Origin of the sequence: Paraburkholderia sp. BCC1886 (assembly GCF_900996245.1) — a bacterium.
Classification (GTDB): Bacteria; Pseudomonadota; Gammaproteobacteria; order Burkholderiales; family Burkholderiaceae; genus Paraburkholderia.
On the sequence record NZ_CAAJGK010000037.1, the window covers coordinates 177209 to 195813 of the forward strand.

19 protein-coding genes are annotated in these 18605 nt (G+C 63.0%); 18 read left to right on the forward strand and 1 reads right to left on the reverse strand.

The features are described 5' to 3' along the window. From FQ746_RS07205 to FQ746_RS07285, 17 genes are all read left to right on the forward strand, one after another. A complete protein-coding gene (locus FQ746_RS07205; protein WP_144108249.1) occupies positions 1 to 636 on the forward strand; it encodes a thioredoxin fold domain-containing protein in 636 nt (211 codons plus the stop codon). Between the two features lie 48 nt (positions 637 to 684). Beyond that, the gene (locus FQ746_RS07210) at positions 685 to 1065 is read left to right on the forward strand and encodes a DUF1090 domain-containing protein (protein ID WP_144108250.1); all 381 of its coding nucleotides are present in this window, start codon (positions 685 to 687) and stop codon (positions 1063 to 1065) included. Between the two features lie 267 nt (positions 1066 to 1332). After that, positions 1333 to 2616 (forward strand): ABC transporter substrate-binding protein, encoded by a 1284-nt coding sequence (locus FQ746_RS07215; protein WP_144108251.1) that lies wholly within the window; start codon positions 1333 to 1335, stop codon positions 2614 to 2616. 33 nt (positions 2617 to 2649) lie between these two features. Continuing rightward, a complete protein-coding gene (locus FQ746_RS07220) occupies positions 2650 to 3534 on the forward strand; it encodes a branched-chain amino acid ABC transporter permease (protein ID WP_144108252.1) in 885 nt (294 codons plus the stop codon). 82 nt (positions 3535 to 3616) lie between these two features. Then, positions 3617 to 4672, forward strand: coding sequence for a branched-chain amino acid ABC transporter permease (locus FQ746_RS07225; RefSeq protein ID WP_144108253.1), 1056 nt, complete (start codon positions 3617 to 3619; stop codon positions 4670 to 4672). After that, positions 4669 to 5406: an ABC transporter ATP-binding protein gene (locus FQ746_RS07230; RefSeq protein ID WP_144108254.1), complete on the forward strand. Its 738-nt coding sequence runs from the start codon at positions 4669 to 4671 to the stop codon at positions 5404 to 5406. Before FQ746_RS07225 ends, FQ746_RS07230 begins: the two co-directional genes overlap by 4 nt. Then, positions 5387 to 6103: an ABC transporter ATP-binding protein gene (locus FQ746_RS07235; RefSeq protein WP_144108255.1), complete on the forward strand. Its 717-nt coding sequence runs from the start codon at positions 5387 to 5389 to the stop codon at positions 6101 to 6103. Before FQ746_RS07230 ends, FQ746_RS07235 begins: the two co-directional genes overlap by 20 nt. 16 nt (positions 6104 to 6119) lie before the next feature. After that, positions 6120 to 6989, forward strand: coding sequence for a transketolase (locus FQ746_RS07240; RefSeq protein WP_144108256.1), 870 nt, complete (start codon positions 6120 to 6122; stop codon positions 6987 to 6989). Then, positions 6982 to 7989 (forward strand): transketolase family protein, encoded by a 1008-nt coding sequence (locus FQ746_RS07245; RefSeq protein ID WP_144108257.1) that lies wholly within the window; start codon positions 6982 to 6984, stop codon positions 7987 to 7989. Before FQ746_RS07240 ends, FQ746_RS07245 begins: the two co-directional genes overlap by 8 nt. Continuing rightward, positions 7986 to 9104, forward strand: a complete 1119-nt coding sequence (locus tag FQ746_RS07250) for a glycerol dehydrogenase (RefSeq protein ID WP_144108258.1) — start codon at positions 7986 to 7988, stop codon at positions 9102 to 9104. The genes FQ746_RS07245 and FQ746_RS07250 overlap by 4 nt, the downstream gene beginning before the upstream one ends. 10 nt (positions 9105 to 9114) lie before the next feature. Further along, positions 9115 to 9828 carry an SDR family NAD(P)-dependent oxidoreductase gene (locus tag FQ746_RS07255; protein WP_144108259.1) on the forward strand — a complete coding sequence of 238 codons (714 nt, stop codon included), beginning with the start codon at positions 9115 to 9117 and terminating at the stop codon, positions 9826 to 9828. A gap of 29 nt (positions 9829 to 9857) precedes the next feature. Further along, positions 9858 to 11423 (forward strand): class I adenylate-forming enzyme family protein, encoded by a 1566-nt coding sequence (locus FQ746_RS07260; protein WP_186310665.1) that lies wholly within the window; start codon positions 9858 to 9860, stop codon positions 11421 to 11423. Then, the gene (locus FQ746_RS07265) at positions 11420 to 12421 is read left to right on the forward strand and encodes a quinone oxidoreductase family protein (protein WP_144108261.1); all 1002 of its coding nucleotides are present in this window, start codon (positions 11420 to 11422) and stop codon (positions 12419 to 12421) included. Before FQ746_RS07260 ends, FQ746_RS07265 begins: the two co-directional genes overlap by 4 nt. Positions 12422 to 12427: 6 nt before the next feature. Next, the gene (locus FQ746_RS07270; RefSeq protein ID WP_144108262.1) at positions 12428 to 13609 is read left to right on the forward strand and encodes an acyl-CoA dehydrogenase family protein; all 1182 of its coding nucleotides are present in this window, start codon (positions 12428 to 12430) and stop codon (positions 13607 to 13609) included. Between the two features lie 9 nt (positions 13610 to 13618). After that, positions 13619 to 14701 carry an acyl-CoA dehydrogenase family protein gene (locus FQ746_RS07275; protein ID WP_144108263.1) on the forward strand — a complete coding sequence of 361 codons (1083 nt, stop codon included), beginning with the start codon at positions 13619 to 13621 and terminating at the stop codon, positions 14699 to 14701. A gap of 42 nt (positions 14702 to 14743) precedes the next feature. Then, complete coding sequence (locus FQ746_RS07280) at positions 14744 to 15529, forward strand: enoyl-CoA hydratase/isomerase family protein (RefSeq protein ID WP_144108264.1); 786 nt, start codon at positions 14744 to 14746, stop codon at positions 15527 to 15529. Between the two features lie 27 nt (positions 15530 to 15556). Continuing rightward, positions 15557 to 16351, forward strand: a complete 795-nt coding sequence (locus FQ746_RS07285) for an IclR family transcriptional regulator (RefSeq protein ID WP_186310666.1) — start codon at positions 15557 to 15559, stop codon at positions 16349 to 16351. Between the two features lie 484 nt (positions 16352 to 16835). Here FQ746_RS07285 and FQ746_RS35120 read toward each other — a convergent pair whose 3' ends face one another. Beyond that, positions 16836 to 17096, reverse strand: a complete 261-nt coding sequence (locus FQ746_RS35120; protein ID WP_260853926.1) for a hypothetical protein — start codon at positions 17094 to 17096, stop codon at positions 16836 to 16838. Here FQ746_RS35120 and FQ746_RS07290 point away from each other — a divergent pair. After that, complete coding sequence (locus tag FQ746_RS07290; RefSeq protein WP_409932378.1) at positions 16993 to 18501, forward strand: filamentous hemagglutinin N-terminal domain-containing protein; 1509 nt, start codon at positions 16993 to 16995, stop codon at positions 18499 to 18501. The genes FQ746_RS35120 and FQ746_RS07290 overlap by 104 nt on opposite strands. Positions 18502 to 18605: the final 104 nt, after the last annotated feature.

Consider the following 18605-nt stretch of genomic DNA (forward strand, 5'->3'; position numbering starts at 1 on the left):
ATGTCGAAGCCTGCAAGACTCGTTTTTACCGCCGCGGCCACGGTATTCGCCGCAGCCGCCGTTGCGTTGTCCGGTGTTGCCGTCGCGGCGGATCAGCCCGCGCCCAGTTATCTGCCCGCCACGGCGGTCCCCACGTTCCAGAACGCGCCGGCGATCGTCGAAGGCGCCAAGGGCAGCAACGTCAAAGCGACGATCTACGTGTTCATGGACCCGAATTGCATCTTCTGTCACTACGCGTGGAAAGCGCTGCAGCCGTATGAAGCGGTGGGCTTGCAGGTGCACTGGATTCCGATGGGTTTCCTGAAACCGGATTCGCCGGGTAAGGCCGCCGCGTTGCTGCAGGCTAAAGACGGTCCCGCGCTGTTGCGCGAACTCGAAACAAAGTTCTCGGAGAAGGAAGAGTCCGGCGGCATTGCGCCGCTCGCGACGATTCCATTTGCAACGCAGACCCGGCTGAACGGCAACGCGAAGATGTTCAAGGACTTCGGCTTCGACGGCACGCCGACTATCATCTATCGGGCGAGCGGCGGACGCTGGGCCGACCTGAGCGGCCTGCCGCCGTTGAGTTCGTTGCCCGGCCTGCTGAATCTGCCCGAACAGGCGATTACCGATCCGTCCTTGCAGCAGTTCCGATAAACGCGGCGGCGCCTGCCGCCTGTCTCCTGCCATCCACCGAGGTGATCGATGAAAACCACGCTCAAACTTCTGCTGCTGTGCCCGCTGGTCGTGCCGACGCTCGTTTGGGCGCAGGCAGGTGGGTGCGATGCCAAACGCGCCTCGCTGGAGCAGGAGATTACCTACGCACAGGCGCATCACAATGCGAATCGCGTGAGTGGACTGGAGACGGCGCTTGCTCAATTGAACGCGAATTGCACCGATGCCTCTTTGCGCAGCGCAAAAGAGCGCAAGGTCGCCGACGCGCAGAAGAAGCTGGCGGAACGCGAAAAGGATTTGCGTGAAGCGCGAGCCCAGGGCAAGGGCTCGAAGAAGATCGCGGATCGGCAGCGCAAGGTGGACGACGCGCATGCCGACCTCGAGCAGGCGCAAACCGAAGCGGCCGAATAGATAGTCCACCGCGCATAGCCCCATTCTTCAGACGCCACCGCTCGCGAAGTCGTCGCACGACGCCGGGAGGCCCGACGGGTTCCCCGCCGGGTTTCCCGTCGGGCCTCCCCGTACTCCCGAACCCGAATGGGGACAGCACTGAGTTCACATCGTGAGCTTTTTTTCGCTTGTGTTTTGCATCGTAAGCATCGCAATCCAATATCTGTCCGCAGCGGCCGAGATCGAAAACGCCGCCGACAAACAACAAGACAGATATTGGAGACAAGCATGGATCTTCACGTTCATCGCCGGCGCGCGCTGCGCGCGTTAGCCGGTTGCAGTCTCGTCATGATGTTGGGAACGGCGGCCGGCCTCGCGCAAGCACAGGCTGCACCGGGTGCGACCATCAAGATCGGTTGCGTGCTGCCTCTGAGCGGCGGGTCCGCGGCGGTCGGCAACCAGACCCGCGCGGGCGTCACCATTGCCGTGGATCAGATCAATCGCGCCGGCGGCATCAAGTCGATGAACGGCGCGAAGCTCGAAGCCGTGTTCGGCGACTCGCAGTCGAAGGCCGATGTCGGCGTTTCCGAAACCGAGCGGCTGATCGAGCGCGAACACGTCGCGGTGCTATGCGGCGCATTCAACAGCGCAGTCACCTTCCCCGCGAGCGAAGTCGCCGAGCGCAACAAGACGCCGTGGGTGGCAGTGGGCGCGGTGAAGGACGAGATCACCGAGCGCAATTTCAAGTACGTCTTCCGCATCAACAACAAGGCCACCTACGACGCGCGCGAGCAGCTCGACGCGATGAGCATGCTGGCGAAGGACACCGGCAAGCCGGTAAAGAAGGTCGCCCTGTTCTACGAAGGCGGCGACTGGGGCCGTTCGCACGCCGCGAACATTCGCAAGCTCGCCGGGCAGCACGGCATCGAGATCGTGCTCGACGAACCGGCGCCGCCGAACCAGATGGACTTCACGTCGCAGTTGCTGAAAATCCGCAGCGCCAAACCCGACGCGCTGATTCTCGCGCTCTACACGCCCGACCAGTTGCTGTTCACGCGGCAGTTGGAAGAGCAGCGGCTCGACCTGCCGTTCGGTGTGCATTCGGCGGGCGGCGGCACGGAAGATCCGTCGTTCTATGCCGCGGTGCAGCCGAAGTCGGTCGCCTATTACTTCGTACAGGAAGACTGGCAGATCGACATTCTCGACAACAACAAGGACCCGCGTCTGGCCGAAGCCGATCAGCGCACCAAGCAGATGCTCGGCTACGGCATGAGCGCGTACACGGCGCAGGGTCTGTCCGCCGCCTACGTGATCGCCGACGCACTCGAGCGTGCAAAGAGCGCCGATCGGGAGAAGCTGCGCGATGCGCTCGCGGCCACCGACATCACGTCGGGACCGGCGCTCTTCACCGGCTACCAGCGCATCAAGTTCGATGCGTCCGGCCAGAACACCTTCGCGCATGGCGTGATTTCGGAAAACCTTGGCGGCAAGCGCCGCACCATCTGGCCGGTGGCCAACCGCGCACCGGGCATCAAGCCGGTCTGGCCCGTGCCGACCTGGTCGCAGCGCTAGCCGGGTAGCGGTTCTTCACACGCGAGGTGGACGATGGACTGGTACGTACTGACGTATTCCGCGCTCAACGGCATTCTGACGGGCGCGATGCTGGGCGGGATCGCGCTGGGGTTGAGCCTGATCTTCGGCGTGTTGCGCATCGTCAACTTCGCGCACGGCTCGTTCCTGATGCTGGCGATGTACACGGCGTTCTGGCTGCAGCACTTATGGGGCATCGATCCGTATCTGAGCGCTTTCATCGCCGCGCCGCTGATGTTCGCGCTCGGCTATGGCGTGCAGGCCATCGTCATCGGGCCGCTGATCCGGCGTGAACGGGCGCTGGTGGTCGAACCGGTCAGCGCGTTGCTGCTGACCGCGGGCGTCTACATCCTGATCGACAACGTCGCGCTGATGGTGTTCGGCCCGAGCGTGCGCACGGCAATGTCGGGCATCACGCTGACGAGCCTGATGCTCGGCCCGTTCCCGATCAACACGCTGCGGGTGGTGGCCGCGTTCGCGTCGCTGGCGATGGCGGGTGCGCTGGCCTTGTGGCTGCGGCGCACCGACATGGGCCGCGCGATTCGCGCAACGGCGCTCAATCGCGACGCCGCTGCGATGTCCGGCATCGACGTGAACGGCATCTACAACCTGACCTTCGGGCTGGGCTGCGCGATGGTCGGCGTGATGGGCTGCCTGATCGCGCCGTTCATTCCGGTGTCGCCGAATATCGGCCTCGCGTTCGGCATCAAGTCGTTCATCGTGGTGGTGCTGGGCGGCATCGGCAGCATTGCCGGATCGCTGGTCGGCGGCGTGGTGATCGGCCTGTTCGAAGCGGTCGCCGCGCAATTCGTCGCGACGCCGACCGCCGCGATCTTCTCGCTGGGGCTCTTCATCGTGATCCTGCTGGTCCGGCCGCAAGGTCTGATGGGGCGGCGCTGATGTCGATGCTCATGCTCATGTCCGTGCTCATGCCGGTGCTTTGGCTTGCACAACCGCTTGATAACCGCAACGGAGGCGTGCAATGAAACCTTCGGCTGTTCTGGTTGCCGTGCTGTTCGTCCTGATGCTCGCGATGCCCTTCATCGTGCGCGACGACTACGTGCTGCATTCGATGATCATGGTCATCTACTTCGCCTATCTCGCCTGCTCGTGGAACCTGATGTGCGGGTATGTGGGGCAGATTTCGTTCGGACATTCGGTGTTCAGCGGCGTGGGCGGCTATTGCTCGGTGCTGCTGCTGACGGGACTCGGCTGGTCGCCGTGGCTCGGCATGCTGGTGGGCGGCGCGGCCGCGGCGGCGCTGGCCGTCGCAATCGGCTACCCGACCATGCGGCTGCGTGGGCCGTATTTTGCGCTGACCACCATCGCCGTGGCCGAGATCATCCGCATCTGGTTTGAGAATACCGACAGCGTGTTCGGCATTCCGATCAAGGGCGCCGAGGGCTTGACCGTTCCGTTGATCGGCACCAGCTGGTACGCGTTCCAGTTCGATTCGAAGCTGCCGTATTACTACATCATCGCCGGCCTGCTGGTGATCGTGATGGCGATCACATGGTTCATGGAGCGCAGCCGTCTCGGCGTGTGCCTCAAGGCGATTCGCGGCGACCGCGACGCAGCGGAGTCGCTCGGCATCAATCCGACCCGCTACACGCTCACCGCATTCGCGATGAGCGCTTACATGACCGCGCTCGGCGGCAGTTTCTACGCGCAGTACATCCGCTTCATCAATCCCGAACGCAACATGGGCACGGAACTGTCGATCGACATGGCGTTGATGAGCATTATCGGCGGACAGGGGACCGTGTTCGGGCCGTTCGTGGGCGCGCTGTTTCTCGCGCCGGTGTCCGAGCTGACGCGCACTTACCTGGGCGGTCACCTCACCGGATTGCATCTCGCGCTCTACGGCCTCGTGCTGATTCTCGCGGTGCTGTATCTGCCGAAGGGTTTGCTCGAACCGTTGCAACGATTGGGCAGGAAACTGTTGCGACGCGCGTCGCCGGCGCGGGTGGCCGAAGCGGGACGCGGCAAGCCGCAAGTGCCGCTCGCCGTGCAAGCCGACCGGGGAGACACGCGATGACCGACACCTTGCTGAGCGTGGCCGGTATCGGCAAACGCTATGGCGGCCTGCATGCCGTCAGAAATCTCTCGTTCGACCTGCAGCGCGGCGAAATTCTCGGGCTGCTCGGACCGAACGGCGCGGGCAAAACCACGGCGTTCAACATGATCGCGGGCTTCGTCGCGCCGGACCAGGGGCGCATCGTGCTGAACGGCCGCGACATCACCGGACAGCGTCCGTGGGAAGTCTGCGCGGCCGGGCTTGCGCGGACCTTCCAGTTGTCCAAGCCGTTCGGCGGCATGTCGGCACGGGAAAACCTCGTGGTGGGCGCGCTCGTGAAGAGCCGTGACAGAAAGCAGAGCGAGGCGCTCGCCGATGAACTGCTCGACTTCCTCGGCATGAGCGCGCTGCGCGATATCGACGCCGACAACCTGACCGCCTTCGAGCGCCGCAAGATCGAACTCGGCCGCGCGTTGTCGACCGGCCCGAGTCTGCTGCTGATGGATGAAGTGGTGGCGGGCGCGACGCCGCAGGAAGCGATGGTGATGGTCGATCTGATCAGGAAGGTACGTACGCGCGGCGTCACGGTGCTGATCATCGAGCACGTGATGAAAGTGATCATGGGCCTGTCCGATCGCGTGATCGTGATGCATCTCGGCGAGTTGATCGCCGACGGCGTGCCCGCCGAAGTCGTGGCGCAGCCGAACGTACTCAAGGCGTATTTCGGAGAAGACTATGTCGAAGCCGGCGCTTGAAGTGTCCGACCTGAGCGTCGGTTACGGCGATGTCTCCGTGCTGCGCGGCCTGTCGCTGTCGATCGAACCCGGTCAGCTGGTCGCGCTGATCGGCGCGAACGGCGCCGGCAAGACCACCTTGCTGCGCACCCTTTCCGGTCTGCTGAAAACCACCGCCGGCCGCATCCGGCTCGGCGGCAACGAGTTGCAGAGCTTGCGGCCGCACCAGGTCGTCGAGCAGGGCTTCGTGCAATCGCCCGAGGGCAAGCAGTTGTTCCCGTCCATGTCGATTCTCGAGAATCTGCTGATCGGCGCGCATATCAAGCGCGCGCGAGCCGTTCGCGACCAGACGCTGAAAGAAGTGTTCGCGCTGTTTCCGATCCTGGAAGAGCGCCAGCATCTGAATGCGTCGACGCTGTCGGGCGGCCAGCAACAGATGGTCGCCGTGGGCCGCGCGTTGATGGCGAAGCCGCGCGTGCTCGCGCTCGACGAACCGTCGCTGGGACTCGCGCCGATCATGGTCGACCGGCTATTCGAATCGATCGCACGGATTCGCGATCTGGGCGTGACGGTGCTGGTAATCGAGCAGAACGTGTTCAAGGTTCTGCAGATGGCCGATCGCGGCTACGTGCTGGAAAACGGCCGCATTTCAATGTCCGGGAGCGGCGCCGACCTGCTCGCGAACGCGCATCTACGCGCCACCTACCTCGGCATGTAAAGGAGAGACGGACGTCATGAGCACTGCAACATCAACGGAAACGGCGGTGTCCGAAGCCAGGGCGGCTGACCGGCGGATCGAACGGCTGCGCGCCATCGCACTGAATTTACGGCGCCACATGATTACTCAGGCGCGCGGCAAAGGCGCCGGTTATCTGGGCCAGGGCCTGGGCTTCGCGGACTTTCTCGCCGTGCTGTACTTCGACGAATTCGAGCCGCACGACCTCGACTTTGCGAACGCGGATCGCCGCCGCTTCTATCTTTCCACTGGACATTATTCGATCGCGTTGTGGGCCGTGTTCGCCGAACTCGGCCTGATCGAACGCGAGTTGCTGCCCACCTACGGCGCGGACGAAAGCCCGCTCGAAATGAGCACGATGGAAGGTCGCTTGCCTGGCGTCGAGATGACGGGCGGCTCACTCGGACATGGTCTGGGCATTGCGAACGGCGCGGCGCTCGGCTATCGCATCGACGCTCGCGAGTCGACGATTCACGTCGAGACGTCGGACGGCGAACTGCAGGAAGGCGCGACGTGGGAATCGATCAACACGGCTGCCGCGTTCCAGCTCGACAACCTGGTGTGCTGGTTCGACTGCAACGGCATTCAGGCCGATGGTCCGATGGTCGTGCCGATCGAACCGCTGGCCGATCGCCTTACCGCATTCGGCTGGGCGGTGAAAGAGATCGACGGCAACGACCTCGCGCAATTGCTCGACGCGTTCGAATGGGCGCGCGCGCGCAACGGCAAGCCGAAGGGCGTGATTCTGCGCACGCATCCGGGGCGTGGGGTGAAGCGCATCGAGGCACGCGAGCGCGCGCATTTCGTGCGGATCGATGCGGACGAATGGGACGACGTGGCTCGCGAACTGGAGATCGAAAATGTCTGAACAAGCCACGCTGCCCGTGCAGCCTTCCCGCACGCTGGCGATGATCGAATCGGAAGAAGTGGTGGGACGGGCCTCGCTTTTTGCACCGTTCTCGCAAGGCTTGCTGAGAGCTGCGGAGGTTCACGCCGGCTTGTGCGTGCTGACCGCGGACCTCGCCAAGTACACCGATATCGCCGACTTCCGCTCACGGTATCCCGAGCGCTTCTTCAATGTCGGCATGGCGGAGCAGTCGCTCGTGACGACCGCCGCGGGGTTGTCCAAGGTCGGCAAGATTGCGTACTGCACGACGTACGGCACTTTTGCGACGCGGCGCGCGTATGACTTCCTGGCGATCGCGTGCGCGCACAGCAACGAGAACGTGAAGATGTTCGCGGGGAACCCGGGCCTCGCGTCGGGCTACGGCGGCACGCACCAGGCCAACGAAGACCTCGCGTTGATGCGCTCGATTCCGAACATGACGGTGCTCGACCCGTGCGACGCGACCGAAATGCAGCAGATCGCCGAAATGGCCGCGGAAATTCCCGGCACCGTGTATTGCCGGCTGCTGCGCGCGAACGTGCCCGTGGTGTTCGATCCGGCCACGTATCGCTTCCAGGTGGGCCGCGGTCACCGGATCGGCGCAGGGGAAGACGTCGGCTTCGTGTCGACCGGCTCGATGACCGAGCGCGTCATCGACGCGTCGCGCGCGCTGCAAGCCGACGGCGTGCAGTCGTCGATATTCCATAGTCCGAGCATCAAGCCGTTCGACGTCGACGGTCTGCTCGACTTCGCGATGTCGGTGCGGCGGCTCGTGGTGTGCGAGAACCATGTGTCGATGGGCGGATTGGCCTCGCTCGTCATCGACGCGTTGCAGGACGCCGGATTGCAACGCAAAGTGCTGAAGATCGGCATCCCCGACAAATTCACCGAGTGCGGTTCGCATCAGTTCCTGCTGGACCGCTATGGCCTCACGCAACAGAAGATTCACGCGCGGGTGAACGCATGGCTGGAGCAGGCATGAACGCCGCAGCCAACGTACGGGCGTTCGGCTCGGCGCATCGCTATTTTCAGGGACCCGGCGCGCTGGCGATGACGGGCGAACTGGCCGCGAGCCTCGGGCGCGAGCCGCTATTGATTTGCGACGCGATCGTCCACGGCTTGCTGTTTCCCGTTGCAAGCCGCAGTTGCGCGGAACATGACCTGCCACTGCGCTGGGGCGAAGTGCGCGGCGACGTCACGCGTCGCGCGGTGCGCGTTCTCGTCGACGAAGCGCGTGCCGACGGCCGTCACGTCGATCTCGTGATCGCGGCCGGCGGCGGCAAGGGCGTGGATACCGGCAAGGCGGTCGCTCGCGAACTCGGCGCCAGGTTGCTGGTGCTGCCGACCTCCGCGTCCAATGACGGCCCGTGCAGCAAGTCGTTCGTGTTCTACGACGACCAGCACCGGATGGAATCGGTCGAGCAGATGCCGCGCAACCCCGACGTCGTGCTCGTCGATACCGAACTGCTGGTGAAGGCGCCGCGCGCGCTGCTGGTGTCGGGTATCGGCGACGCGCTGTGCAAGCTCTATGAAGGCGCGCAGACGCGGCTGGCGGGCGGGCGCAATCTGTTCGGCGGATTGAACACGATTGCCGCCGAGCAGATTTCCGTCGCCTGCGATCGTGTGATTCGCGCGGATTCGGTCGCCGCGCTCGGCGCGCTCGACACGGGGCGGCCGAGCGCCGCGTTCGAACGGCTGACCGAGGCGCTCGTGCTGCTCAGCGGGATCGCCTTCGAAAATAGCGGGCTTTCGCTTGCCCATTCCATCACCCGCGGCTTGCCGCTGATTGCGCCGATCACGCAGACCTTGCACGGCTTTCATGTCGGCTATGGATTGCTCGTGCAGTTCCTGCTCGAAAACCGTAGCGACGCGTTCATGGCCGAGCAGTTCGCGTTCTATCGCGCGGTCGGCCTCGCGGTGAACCTGCGTGGCCTGAACGCGCCCGATGCGTCGGCAGAGACGATCCGCGTGATTGCGGACGGCACGATGGCTTCACCGCATCTGAAGCATTTCGAGCGTCCGCTCACCGCGGCGGATTTCGTGGCTGCGATGACGCGGCTCGAACACCTGACACACCTGACCGAAGACCTCCACTGACGGATCTGCCATGACAAACGACAACAGCACGAAAGTAGCGGTCATCACGGGCGGTGGCACCGGCCTCGGCCTCGCCACCGGACTCGAACTGCGTGCGCGCGGCTATCGCGTGATCGCGCTCGGGCTCGACACCGAGCCGGAACTCGACGGCTCCGGCATCGAATTTGTGCGCATGGATATCACCGACGAAGCCGCGATGCGTGCGGTGGCGGAGCGCGAACCGCGTGTCGACGTGCTGGCCAACGCGGCCGGAATCATCCTGCACGAAGGGCGCGAATTGACCATCGAGGGTTTTCGCAAGGTCGTGGACGTGAATCTGAACGGCACCCAGCTCGCGTGTCTGCTGTTTCGCGGCGCGCTGGCGGCGACGGGCGGCAACATCGTCAACTTCGCTTCGATGTGGAGTTATTTCGGCTCGGGGCGCAACCCCGGTTATTCCGCGAGCAAAGGCGCGATCGTGTCGTTGACGCGCTCGCTCGCAGTCGGGTTTGCAGACGACGGCATTCGCGTGAACGCGATTGCGCCGGGCTGGATCGAGACGCGCATGTCGGCCACCGCGTTCGCCGATCCGCAGCGCAGCGTCGCGATCATGAATCGCGTGCCCGCGAAAAAATGGGGCAAGCCGGCCGATATCGCCAAGGCGGCGGCGTTTCTGTCGTCGAGCGATGCCGGCTATATCAGCGGCGTGGTGCTGCCGGTCGACGGCGGCTATAGCGCGGCATGAGAGGGCTTCTGGCCATGAACGACGCGGGCATGAATCTCTACAACGAACTGCATGGGTTGACCGTGCCTGCGCTGTTGCGGCTGCGGGCCGCGCGCTCGCCGTTCAAGCTCGCGCTGTCCGCGCACAGCGCGAGCGGGTATCGGGACCGGCTGAGTTACGCGCAACTGGTGATCCGCATGGAAGGCGTCGCGCGCGGCCTGCATGCGCGCGGTCTGAAGAAGGGCGACCGGCTCGCGCTGTTCCTGTCGAATGCGGCGGTGCGTGAGGGCGTGTTGAGCGCGCTCGGCTGCTACCGGCTCGGGGCAATCGTCTCGCCGTTGAACGTCCGTTCTTCCGACGACGAATTGCGTTATGCGCTGGCGCTGATCGATCCCGGCATGATCGTGACGACGCACGACGCGGCGGCGCGTATCGCGGACCTGTGTCCTGCGGCGAAGCTGCTGGTGATCGGCGGCGCGGTGGGTGACGCGGGTTCGTGGCCCGAGCCCGAGAAGGAGTTTCACGATATCGCGCTGCCCGAAGTCGCGCAGGCGGAAGACCCGAGCGTGCTGCTGTTTACGTCGGGTACGACCGCACGCTCGAAGGCGGTCATGCACTGCCATCGCAGCCAGTTGTACTGCGGCTATGCGATCGGCGGCGCCATCGGCATTACGGATGACGATACCTATCAGGGCGCGTGGCCGCTTTATACAAGCTCGGTACTGAACATGGCGTGCATGGCGTCGTGGGTGCACGGCGCGGGCGTGGTGTTCGAAGAAGTGCCGCTCGACAACGCGGGCCGCCTGCGTCTGATCGAGACCGAGGGCACGACGATCTATCACGGCGTGACGTCGCCGCTGCATTTCATGATCGACGAATATCCGCGAGGACGTTATGACCTGTCGCGCGTGCGGCGTATCGGCTACGGCGGCGCGGCGATGCCGGCCGAAGTGATCGACAAGTTCACGCAGCGTCTGCCGTGGGTGGACCAGGTGCATATCTGGGGAATGACGGAGACCGGGCCGGCCGGGACGTTTTTGCCGCCGTGGTTCCTGCCGCGCAAGGCGGGTTGCATCGGCGGCGCGCAGCCCGGCTGTGCGATTCGCGTGATCGACGACGAGGGCCGTCCGCTCGCGCGTGGCGAGACGGGCGAGATCGAGTTCTCCGGACCGTCGATGGCGCTCGCGTACTACAACGATCCGCGTGCCACCTCGGCCGCTTTCGTGGATGGCTGGGTACGCACCGGCGATATCGGCCGCTTCGACGAGGAAGGGCATCTGCATTTCGTCGATCGAAAGAAGGACATCATTAATCGCGGCGGTTTGAAGATCGCGTCGGCGGCGATCGAGGATGTGATCTACCGCTTTCCGGGTGTTGCCGAAGCGGCGGTGGTGGCGGTCGCGCATCGCGGGCTCGGCGAGGACATTGCCGCGTGCGTGGTGGCTGCGGAGGGCGTGCGCCTCGATCTCGACGCCTTGCAGGCGCATTGCGCGCGGCTGCTTGCGGACTACGAGACGCCGCGCCGCTGGCATCTGCTCGATGCACTGCCAAAAAATCCGATGGGCAAAGTGCTCAAGCGCGAACTGCGCGATCAACTGGACGAGGTGAAGCAATGAGCGCCGTGCTCGAACGCTGTGTGGATCGTGCGCAGGCCGTGCGGATCCACGCGTATGGCGGCCCGGAAGCGATGCGCTTCGAGGAAATCGCCTTGGCGCCGCCAGCAGCGGGCGAGGTGCAGATTCGTCAGCATGCGGCCGGTATCAATTATCTCGACACGTATCACCGGCGCGGCGTGTTTCCGTTGCCCGCGTTGCCGGGCACGCTGGGGGTGGAAGGCGCGGGTGAAGTGATCGCGCTTGGACCCGAGGTGACGCGCTTCAAGGTCGGCGACCGTGTGGCTTATGCGTGTCCGCCGCTGGGCGGCTATGCGAGCGTGCGCAATCTGAGCGAGCGGTTTTTGCTGCATCTGCCCGACGCGGTGAGTTACGAGCAGGCGGCGGCCGCCACCTTGCAAGGGCTGACCGCGCACATGTTGCTGCATCGCGTGACGCATCTGCTGCCCGGCGATACCGCGCTGGTTCATGCGGCGGCGGGCGGGCTCGGATCGTTGCTCACGCAATGGCTGCATCGGCAGGGCGTGCGTGTGATCGGCGTGGTCGGCTCCGAAAGTAAAGCGGCGATTGCGCGTGAGCAGGGTTGCAACGAAGTCGTCGTCGGCGAGTACATTCGCGCGACGCGCGAATTGACGGGCGGTGTGGGCGTCGATTGCGTGTTCGAAGGACTCGGCGGCCAGGTGTTCCACGATTCGCTGACGCTGCTGAAGCCGTTCGGTCAATTGGTCAATCTCGGCCAGGTGGCCGATGGCTTGCCGGTCGTGCCACTCGCGGCACTCGGGCCGGCGGCCTCGCTGACGGTATCGGTGCCGGGCGTGTTTGCGTATGTGCGCACGCATCCCGACTTGCAGCGCGCGGCCGACACGGTGTTCTCACTGATTGCGGACGGCTCCCTGAAAGTGCGCATCGGCGGACGCTTTCCGTTGCGCGAAGCCGCTAACGCGCACCTCGCGCTGCAATCGCGCGGCACCACGGGTGCGCTGATTCTCTTACCGGAGTGACGCCTGATGAGCCTCTTCGATACGCCCGAGTTGCGCGAATTCCGTCATGAAGTGCGCGCGTTCCTGAAAGCGAACCTGACACCGCGTTTGATTGCGCAGACGCGCAGCCAGTTGCATCTCGAGCGCGAAGACATGGCGCACTGGCAGCGCATTCTGAACGCGCGAGGCTGGGGCGCGCCGCATTGGCCCAAGGCCGTCGGCGGAACCGGCTGGAATGAGTTGCAGCGTTATATCTTCGAGGAGGAATCGGCTTTTGCGGATGCGCCGCTCGGCGACGTGCACGGTCTGTTTCTCGTTGGACCAATGCTGATAGCCGAAGGCAGTGCAGAGCAAAAAGCCCGCTATTTGCCGAAGATTCTCGCGGGCGAGGAGTTCTGGTGCCAGGGGTTTTCGGAGCCGAATGCGGGTTCCGATCTCGCTTCGCTGAAAACCACGGCGCGGCTCGATGGCGATTCGTGGGTGATCAATGGACAGAAAACCTGGTTGTCCAGCGGACATCATGCCGATTTGATGTTCTGCCTCGCACGTACCGATCTCGACGCGAAGCCGCAGGCGAGCCTCACGCAATTTATCGTCGATATGAAGTCGCCCGGCATTACGTTGCATCCGATCATGACGATGGACGAAGGACATAGCGTGAATGCGGTGTTCTTCGATAACGTCAGGACGCCGCGCGCCAACGTGATCGGCGGACTCGAAAAGGGCTGGACTTATGCAAAGGAGTTGCTCGCTCGCGAACGCGTGAACAACGCGCAGGCGCCGCGCACGAAACGCGACATCGTCGAGTTGGACCGGATGGCGCGCACGTTGAAAAACGCGAACGGCCGCACGTTGATCGAACAGGCGTGGGTGCGTCGCAAGCTCGCTGCGCTGACGGTGGATTTCGTCGCGCTGGAATCCGCTGCACTGGGTGTGCTGGCCGAGCAGATGCAAGGGCGCGAGCCTGGACCCGCTGCGTCGACGCTCAAGATTCGCGGTTCGGAATTGCAGCAACGGGTGAGCGAAACCGCTTTGGCGATGCTGGGGCAAGCCGGTGTCGTACTGGGTCACGACTACGGTAGCGGGCTGCTCGCGGCTGATGGGATTGGTTGGGCCGAACGGCACTTTTTCCGCCGCGTCGTGACCATTTACGCGGGTTCGAACGAAATCCAGAAAACCATTATTGCCAAGTCCATTCTGGACATGTGAGGTCACGACATGGATCGCGAAGAGACAGAGTTGCTACTCGATGCCGCGCGCCGCTGGTTCCGCGAATTCACGCCGATGGACGCGCGGGTCGCGTCGTTTCGCGATGGGCAGCACGAGCATGACGGCGCGTGGCGCAATCTCGCTGAGTTGGGTTGGCTCGGTTTGACCTTGCCGGAAGATGATGGCGGTGTCGGTGCCGATTACCGCGTCGCATTCGAGTTATTGCGTGTGGCGGGCCGCGACGCGCGGCCTGAATCGCTCGATTTGCATCTGCTGCTGGCGCCGTTGCGGTTGAGTTGGGCGGCGGGTGAAGAGAGGTCGCGCATTGCGGCCGCGTTGAGCGACGGCAGCATGCGGCTCGCGCTTTCCGATCTGGCTGTAGGCGACGACGCCGTACGAGTCGATGCGGACGGACGTTTGCAAGGCAGCGCGGGGACGGTGCTTGGCGCCGGGTACGCGACGCATTTGCTGGTGCCGGTCGTGGAGCAGAACGGCGGCTCGCGGCTCGCGGAGATTGAACTGGCGAGCGCTGCGGGTATCGAGCGTGTCAATGCCAGGCTCGTGGATGGTCGCAGCACCGCGCTTTTCAGGTTGACGCAAACCACGGCGCTGTTATTCGACAAACTCCCTGGCGCGGGGCATGTTATGTCCGCTCGCAACCGCGTGGCCGCCGCCTTGATTGCCGATAGCGCCGGCGTGCTGGAAGCCGCCTTCGAGTTGACACTCGATTACCTGAAACAGCGCGTGCAATTCGGCAAGCCGCTGGCCGCGCAACAGGCGGTGCAGCACAAGATGGCCGAGATTTTCTGCGACCTGCAGCAATTGATTGCTTTGTCCAGACGTGTCGCCGCCGAGATGGACCTTGCACCGGACGGCCCATGGCACACGTTGCGGCCAGCCAAAGCGTTCATTGGACGACGTGCATTGCGTGCATGCGGACAGCTGATCCAGGTGTCCGGCGGTATCGGCGTGACCGAAGAATACCGGCTCACGCATTACTACCGGCGGCTGCATGTTGCCGCGACGCTGTTCGGTAATGCCGAGGAGCAACTGGAATCGATCGACGTGCGCGCTGTTCTGCTGGCGCACTGAATCGAGCATGCCTCTTTTGATAACCCTCACAGGGACCACACCATGACCGAATCCGCTCTGAAAATCGATATCGCCGACCGCATCGCGCGCGTCACCATCAACCGTCCTGAAGCGATGAACGCGGTCAACGGCGAATTGCATCGCGCGTTGTCGCGCGTGTTCATCGATCTCGGCGAACGGCGCGACATTGCGGCGATTGTTTTGACTGGCGCGGGCCGGGCCTTCTGCGCGGGCGGCGATATCGAGTGGATGCGCGAGGCGGTGCGCGAGCCGGAAGGATTCGAGGTCGTCACGTGGGAAGCGAAACGGATTGTCTATTCGATGCTGGACTGCGAGATTCCGATTATCGGGCGAATCAATGGCGATGCGGTTGGACTCGGCGCGACGCTGGCCTTGCTGTGCGATATCACCGTGATGAGCGAGGACGCGCGCATCGGCGACCCGCATGTGCGCGTGGGCCTGAATGCAGCCGATGGCGGCGGCTTTCTGTGGCCTCAGATGATCGGTTTCGCAAAAGCACGCGAACTGCTGCTTACGGGCGACCTGTTGAGCGCGTCCGAAGCGAAGCAACTCGGCGCGATCGGCAACGTGGTGCCGGCGGGTGAACTGGATACCAAAGTAGAATCCTTCGTAGCGAAGTTGAAAAACGGCGCCGCCAAAGCCATCCGCTGGACCAAAGCGGGCTACACCATTCCGTTGCGCCAGCTCGCGCACGGTCACATGGATGCGGGCACCGCCTACGAATGCCTCACGAACCTGACCCAGGATCACCATGAAGCGATCGAAGCGTTTGCGTCCAAACGAAAGCCGGTTTTCACCGGTCGCTAACACCACGCCGCCATGCGGGAGGCCGCTATGAACGTCCGGGTGCCGGAAGCCGTCAAGCAGCGCGATACCGCGGAGCAGGGCGTGCGCGGAACGCAGAGCGTGCGACGCGCGTTGTCCTTGTTGCGACTCGTCGCGCGTTCCAGCGATCAGGGCGTGCGACTTGCAAAACTGGTCGACGAGTCGGGACTCGACCGTGGCACCGCGTACCGGCTGCTCACTTGCATGCTCGAAGAGCAGTTTATTTCGCGCGGCAGCGACCACGCGTACCGGCTCGGGCCGCAATCGGTCTTACTCGGCTCGTTGTTCTCGCAACCGTTGCCGGTGGTCAACCATTTCATGCCCGCGATGAAGCGCATTAGCCGCGTCGCGTGCGACACCGTGTTTCTGCTGATGCGTCAGGGCGATTTCGTTCAATGTGTCCATCGCGAGGAAGGCAGCGCGCTGGTGAAGGTGCTGACCACCTATGTCGGTCAGCGGCGATTGCTGGGCACGGGAACGGGTGGCGTCGCGCTGCTCGGGCTGATCGACGATGCGGAGATTGTCGAGATTCACAAGCGCAATGCAGCCGAGTATGCCGCGCATGAGATCGACGCGGCGCGATTGCTGGCAATGGCGCACGCGGTTCGCGCGACCGATCTCGCGCTGACTTTCGACGCGCTGGAAGTGGGTGTGGCGGGCGCCGGGATGGCATTCCGGATGGGCGAACATGGAATGGGCGGCTTGAGCATCGCGACGTTGACCGCGCGGTTCGGGCCGGAGCGTCAGCATATGCTCGGCGATGTGTTGAGGACGGAATTGCGGGGTCTGGGGCTGCGGGACTGACGCGGCAGTCTATTGCCATTTGGCGCGGTGGCGGAATTCCACTCGCCTAAAAATAGAATAAAAAATGGAATAACAATTTAATACTCTATTCGAATAGAGACCAAAAAATGATGGCGCCCCTTCTCTGACCGACGAAGCAAGGCTAGGCTCAGGTGCTGCGAATCCTTTGATACGTCTGCATTCGCCTGAAGCGTTATATGCGATGGATTCGAAAAAGGGAAATTCGCTATACGCAGAGTTATCGCGATGTTGTGGCAAAAAGACACGGAAATATTCACTGGGCTTTCATGGCTTTTTGTCTATTCACCTCCTACGATACTAGGCAGGATTCGCCAGCCGGATTCGGCGCGTCGGGCAACCTTGTCTGCTCGAGTTCGTGTGTGCTGGCGTTGATCCTCGCTTAAGACGGTCTCGCGCTCATGTGAGTAGCGCGAGGTATCTCCCTACTTTTTTCTGCCTGTTTTAGCGTTCCTGCGTTTCCTGATCAGAGATAGCTTTGGCTACCGCTCTTGCGGATGCCATGGCAGCGCTTTGCCCTGGATTGGCCAGTCGTCGCAAAGCCCATTTGTCCTCTCGCTAATTTCGGATTACCAATCATGAACAAGAATCGGTTTCGCCGGGTTTTCAGCCAACGTCTGGGTATGCTGGTTGCCGTTGCGGAGAATGTGAAGAGCCATTGCAGCAGTCCGGGCGAGAGCACGGGTTTGAACGTGCCTTCCAGGTCGATTGTGATGGTGTCGTTCATGACGACGATTGCGGTGTCGTTGCTTGCTTTGAGTCCGTCAAGCGCGGTTGCTCAATCTTTGCCGACTAATGGGCAGGTGCGAGCGGGACAGGCGAGTATCGCGCAACCGAACGGCAACACGATGATGGTGAATCAGGGTAGCCAGCGGGCCGTGATCGACTGGAATACGTTCAACGTCGGACAGGGTAAGACGGTTCAGTTCAATCAGCCGAATGCTCGGGCGCAGGCGCTTAACCGGGTGGTGGGTGGCGTGCCGTCGACAATTCAGGGCTCGCTGCTGGCGAATGGGCAGGTGCTGATTCAGAACGCGAATGGCGTGTTGTTCAGCAAGGGCTCGGTGGTGAACGTGGGGTCGTTGCTGGCGACCACGAAGGCTATCGATGCAAATGGGTTTATGGCGGGCGGTCCTCTTTCGTTGAGTTCGACCGGGACGAGTGCGGGTGTGGTGAACGATGGGTCGATTCAGGCGCAGGGCTTTGTCGTGCTGATGGGCGATCAGGTTCGGAATACGGGCGCGATATCGACCGCGAAGGGTGGGCAGGTTGCGCTTGCTGCCGGCGATAGTGCGACGGTTGCGTTGCCTAATGGGCAGGGGATATCGCTGACGCTCACTAATGCTTCGGCAAATGCTCTGGTCGAGAACAGCGGGAGCATTCTGGCGCAGGACGGGAATGTTCTGCTGACTGCGCGCGGGAAAGATACGTTGCTCGATACGGTGATTAATCTTTCGGGTGTCGTGCGGGCGGGGACGGTGGTCGCGGATGCAGGGAATACCGGCGATCTTGCGGTGACGGGGAAGATCGATGCTTCGGATTTGAGTGCGGGTGCGGTCGGCGGGACCGTGGTGCTGGCTGGGGATCGGGTTGGATTGTTCGGAAATGGCAGTGTGGATGTGAGTGGTGATGCGGCTGGTGGGAATGTCGTGATGGGCGGCGATAGCTTGAACCGGATTGGTGGGACGCAGGCTGCCGGGATGATGTCGGGGGTGAACTTTGCTAACTACACCCAAGTGGATTCGGGAGCTTCTATTAAGGCCGACTCGGTGCATGGGAATGGCGGGTTTGTCGAGACTTCTGGACATCGGCTCGATGTGGCGGGGAAGGTTAGTGCTGCAGGTGGTGGGAATGGTCAGGGTGGGCAGTGGTTGATCGATCCGACAGATGTGACTATCAGTTCGTTGCCGGATTCGAATTATGGTGGAGCGGTGACGGGTGGGTTTGATGGAGGGAGTAATACGACGGCTAATGTTCAGAACACGAGTATCAATAACGCGCTGAATGCAGGTACGGATGTGACGATTACGACTGCTAGGGAAGGTCTGCAAAACCCGTTTTCTGCGCGTGGGCTGTTTGCAGCGCGTGCCACTACATTGCAAACATGCTGTGGCGCTGGTCATAGGTTTTGATTCGGCCGTGTGATTCACGTTTGCCCGCGCATGAGGCCGCCCACGCCCTCGCGTTTCACGCTTTGAGCAATTGCTTGCGTGCCATCCACAGGTTACCCAGTGCA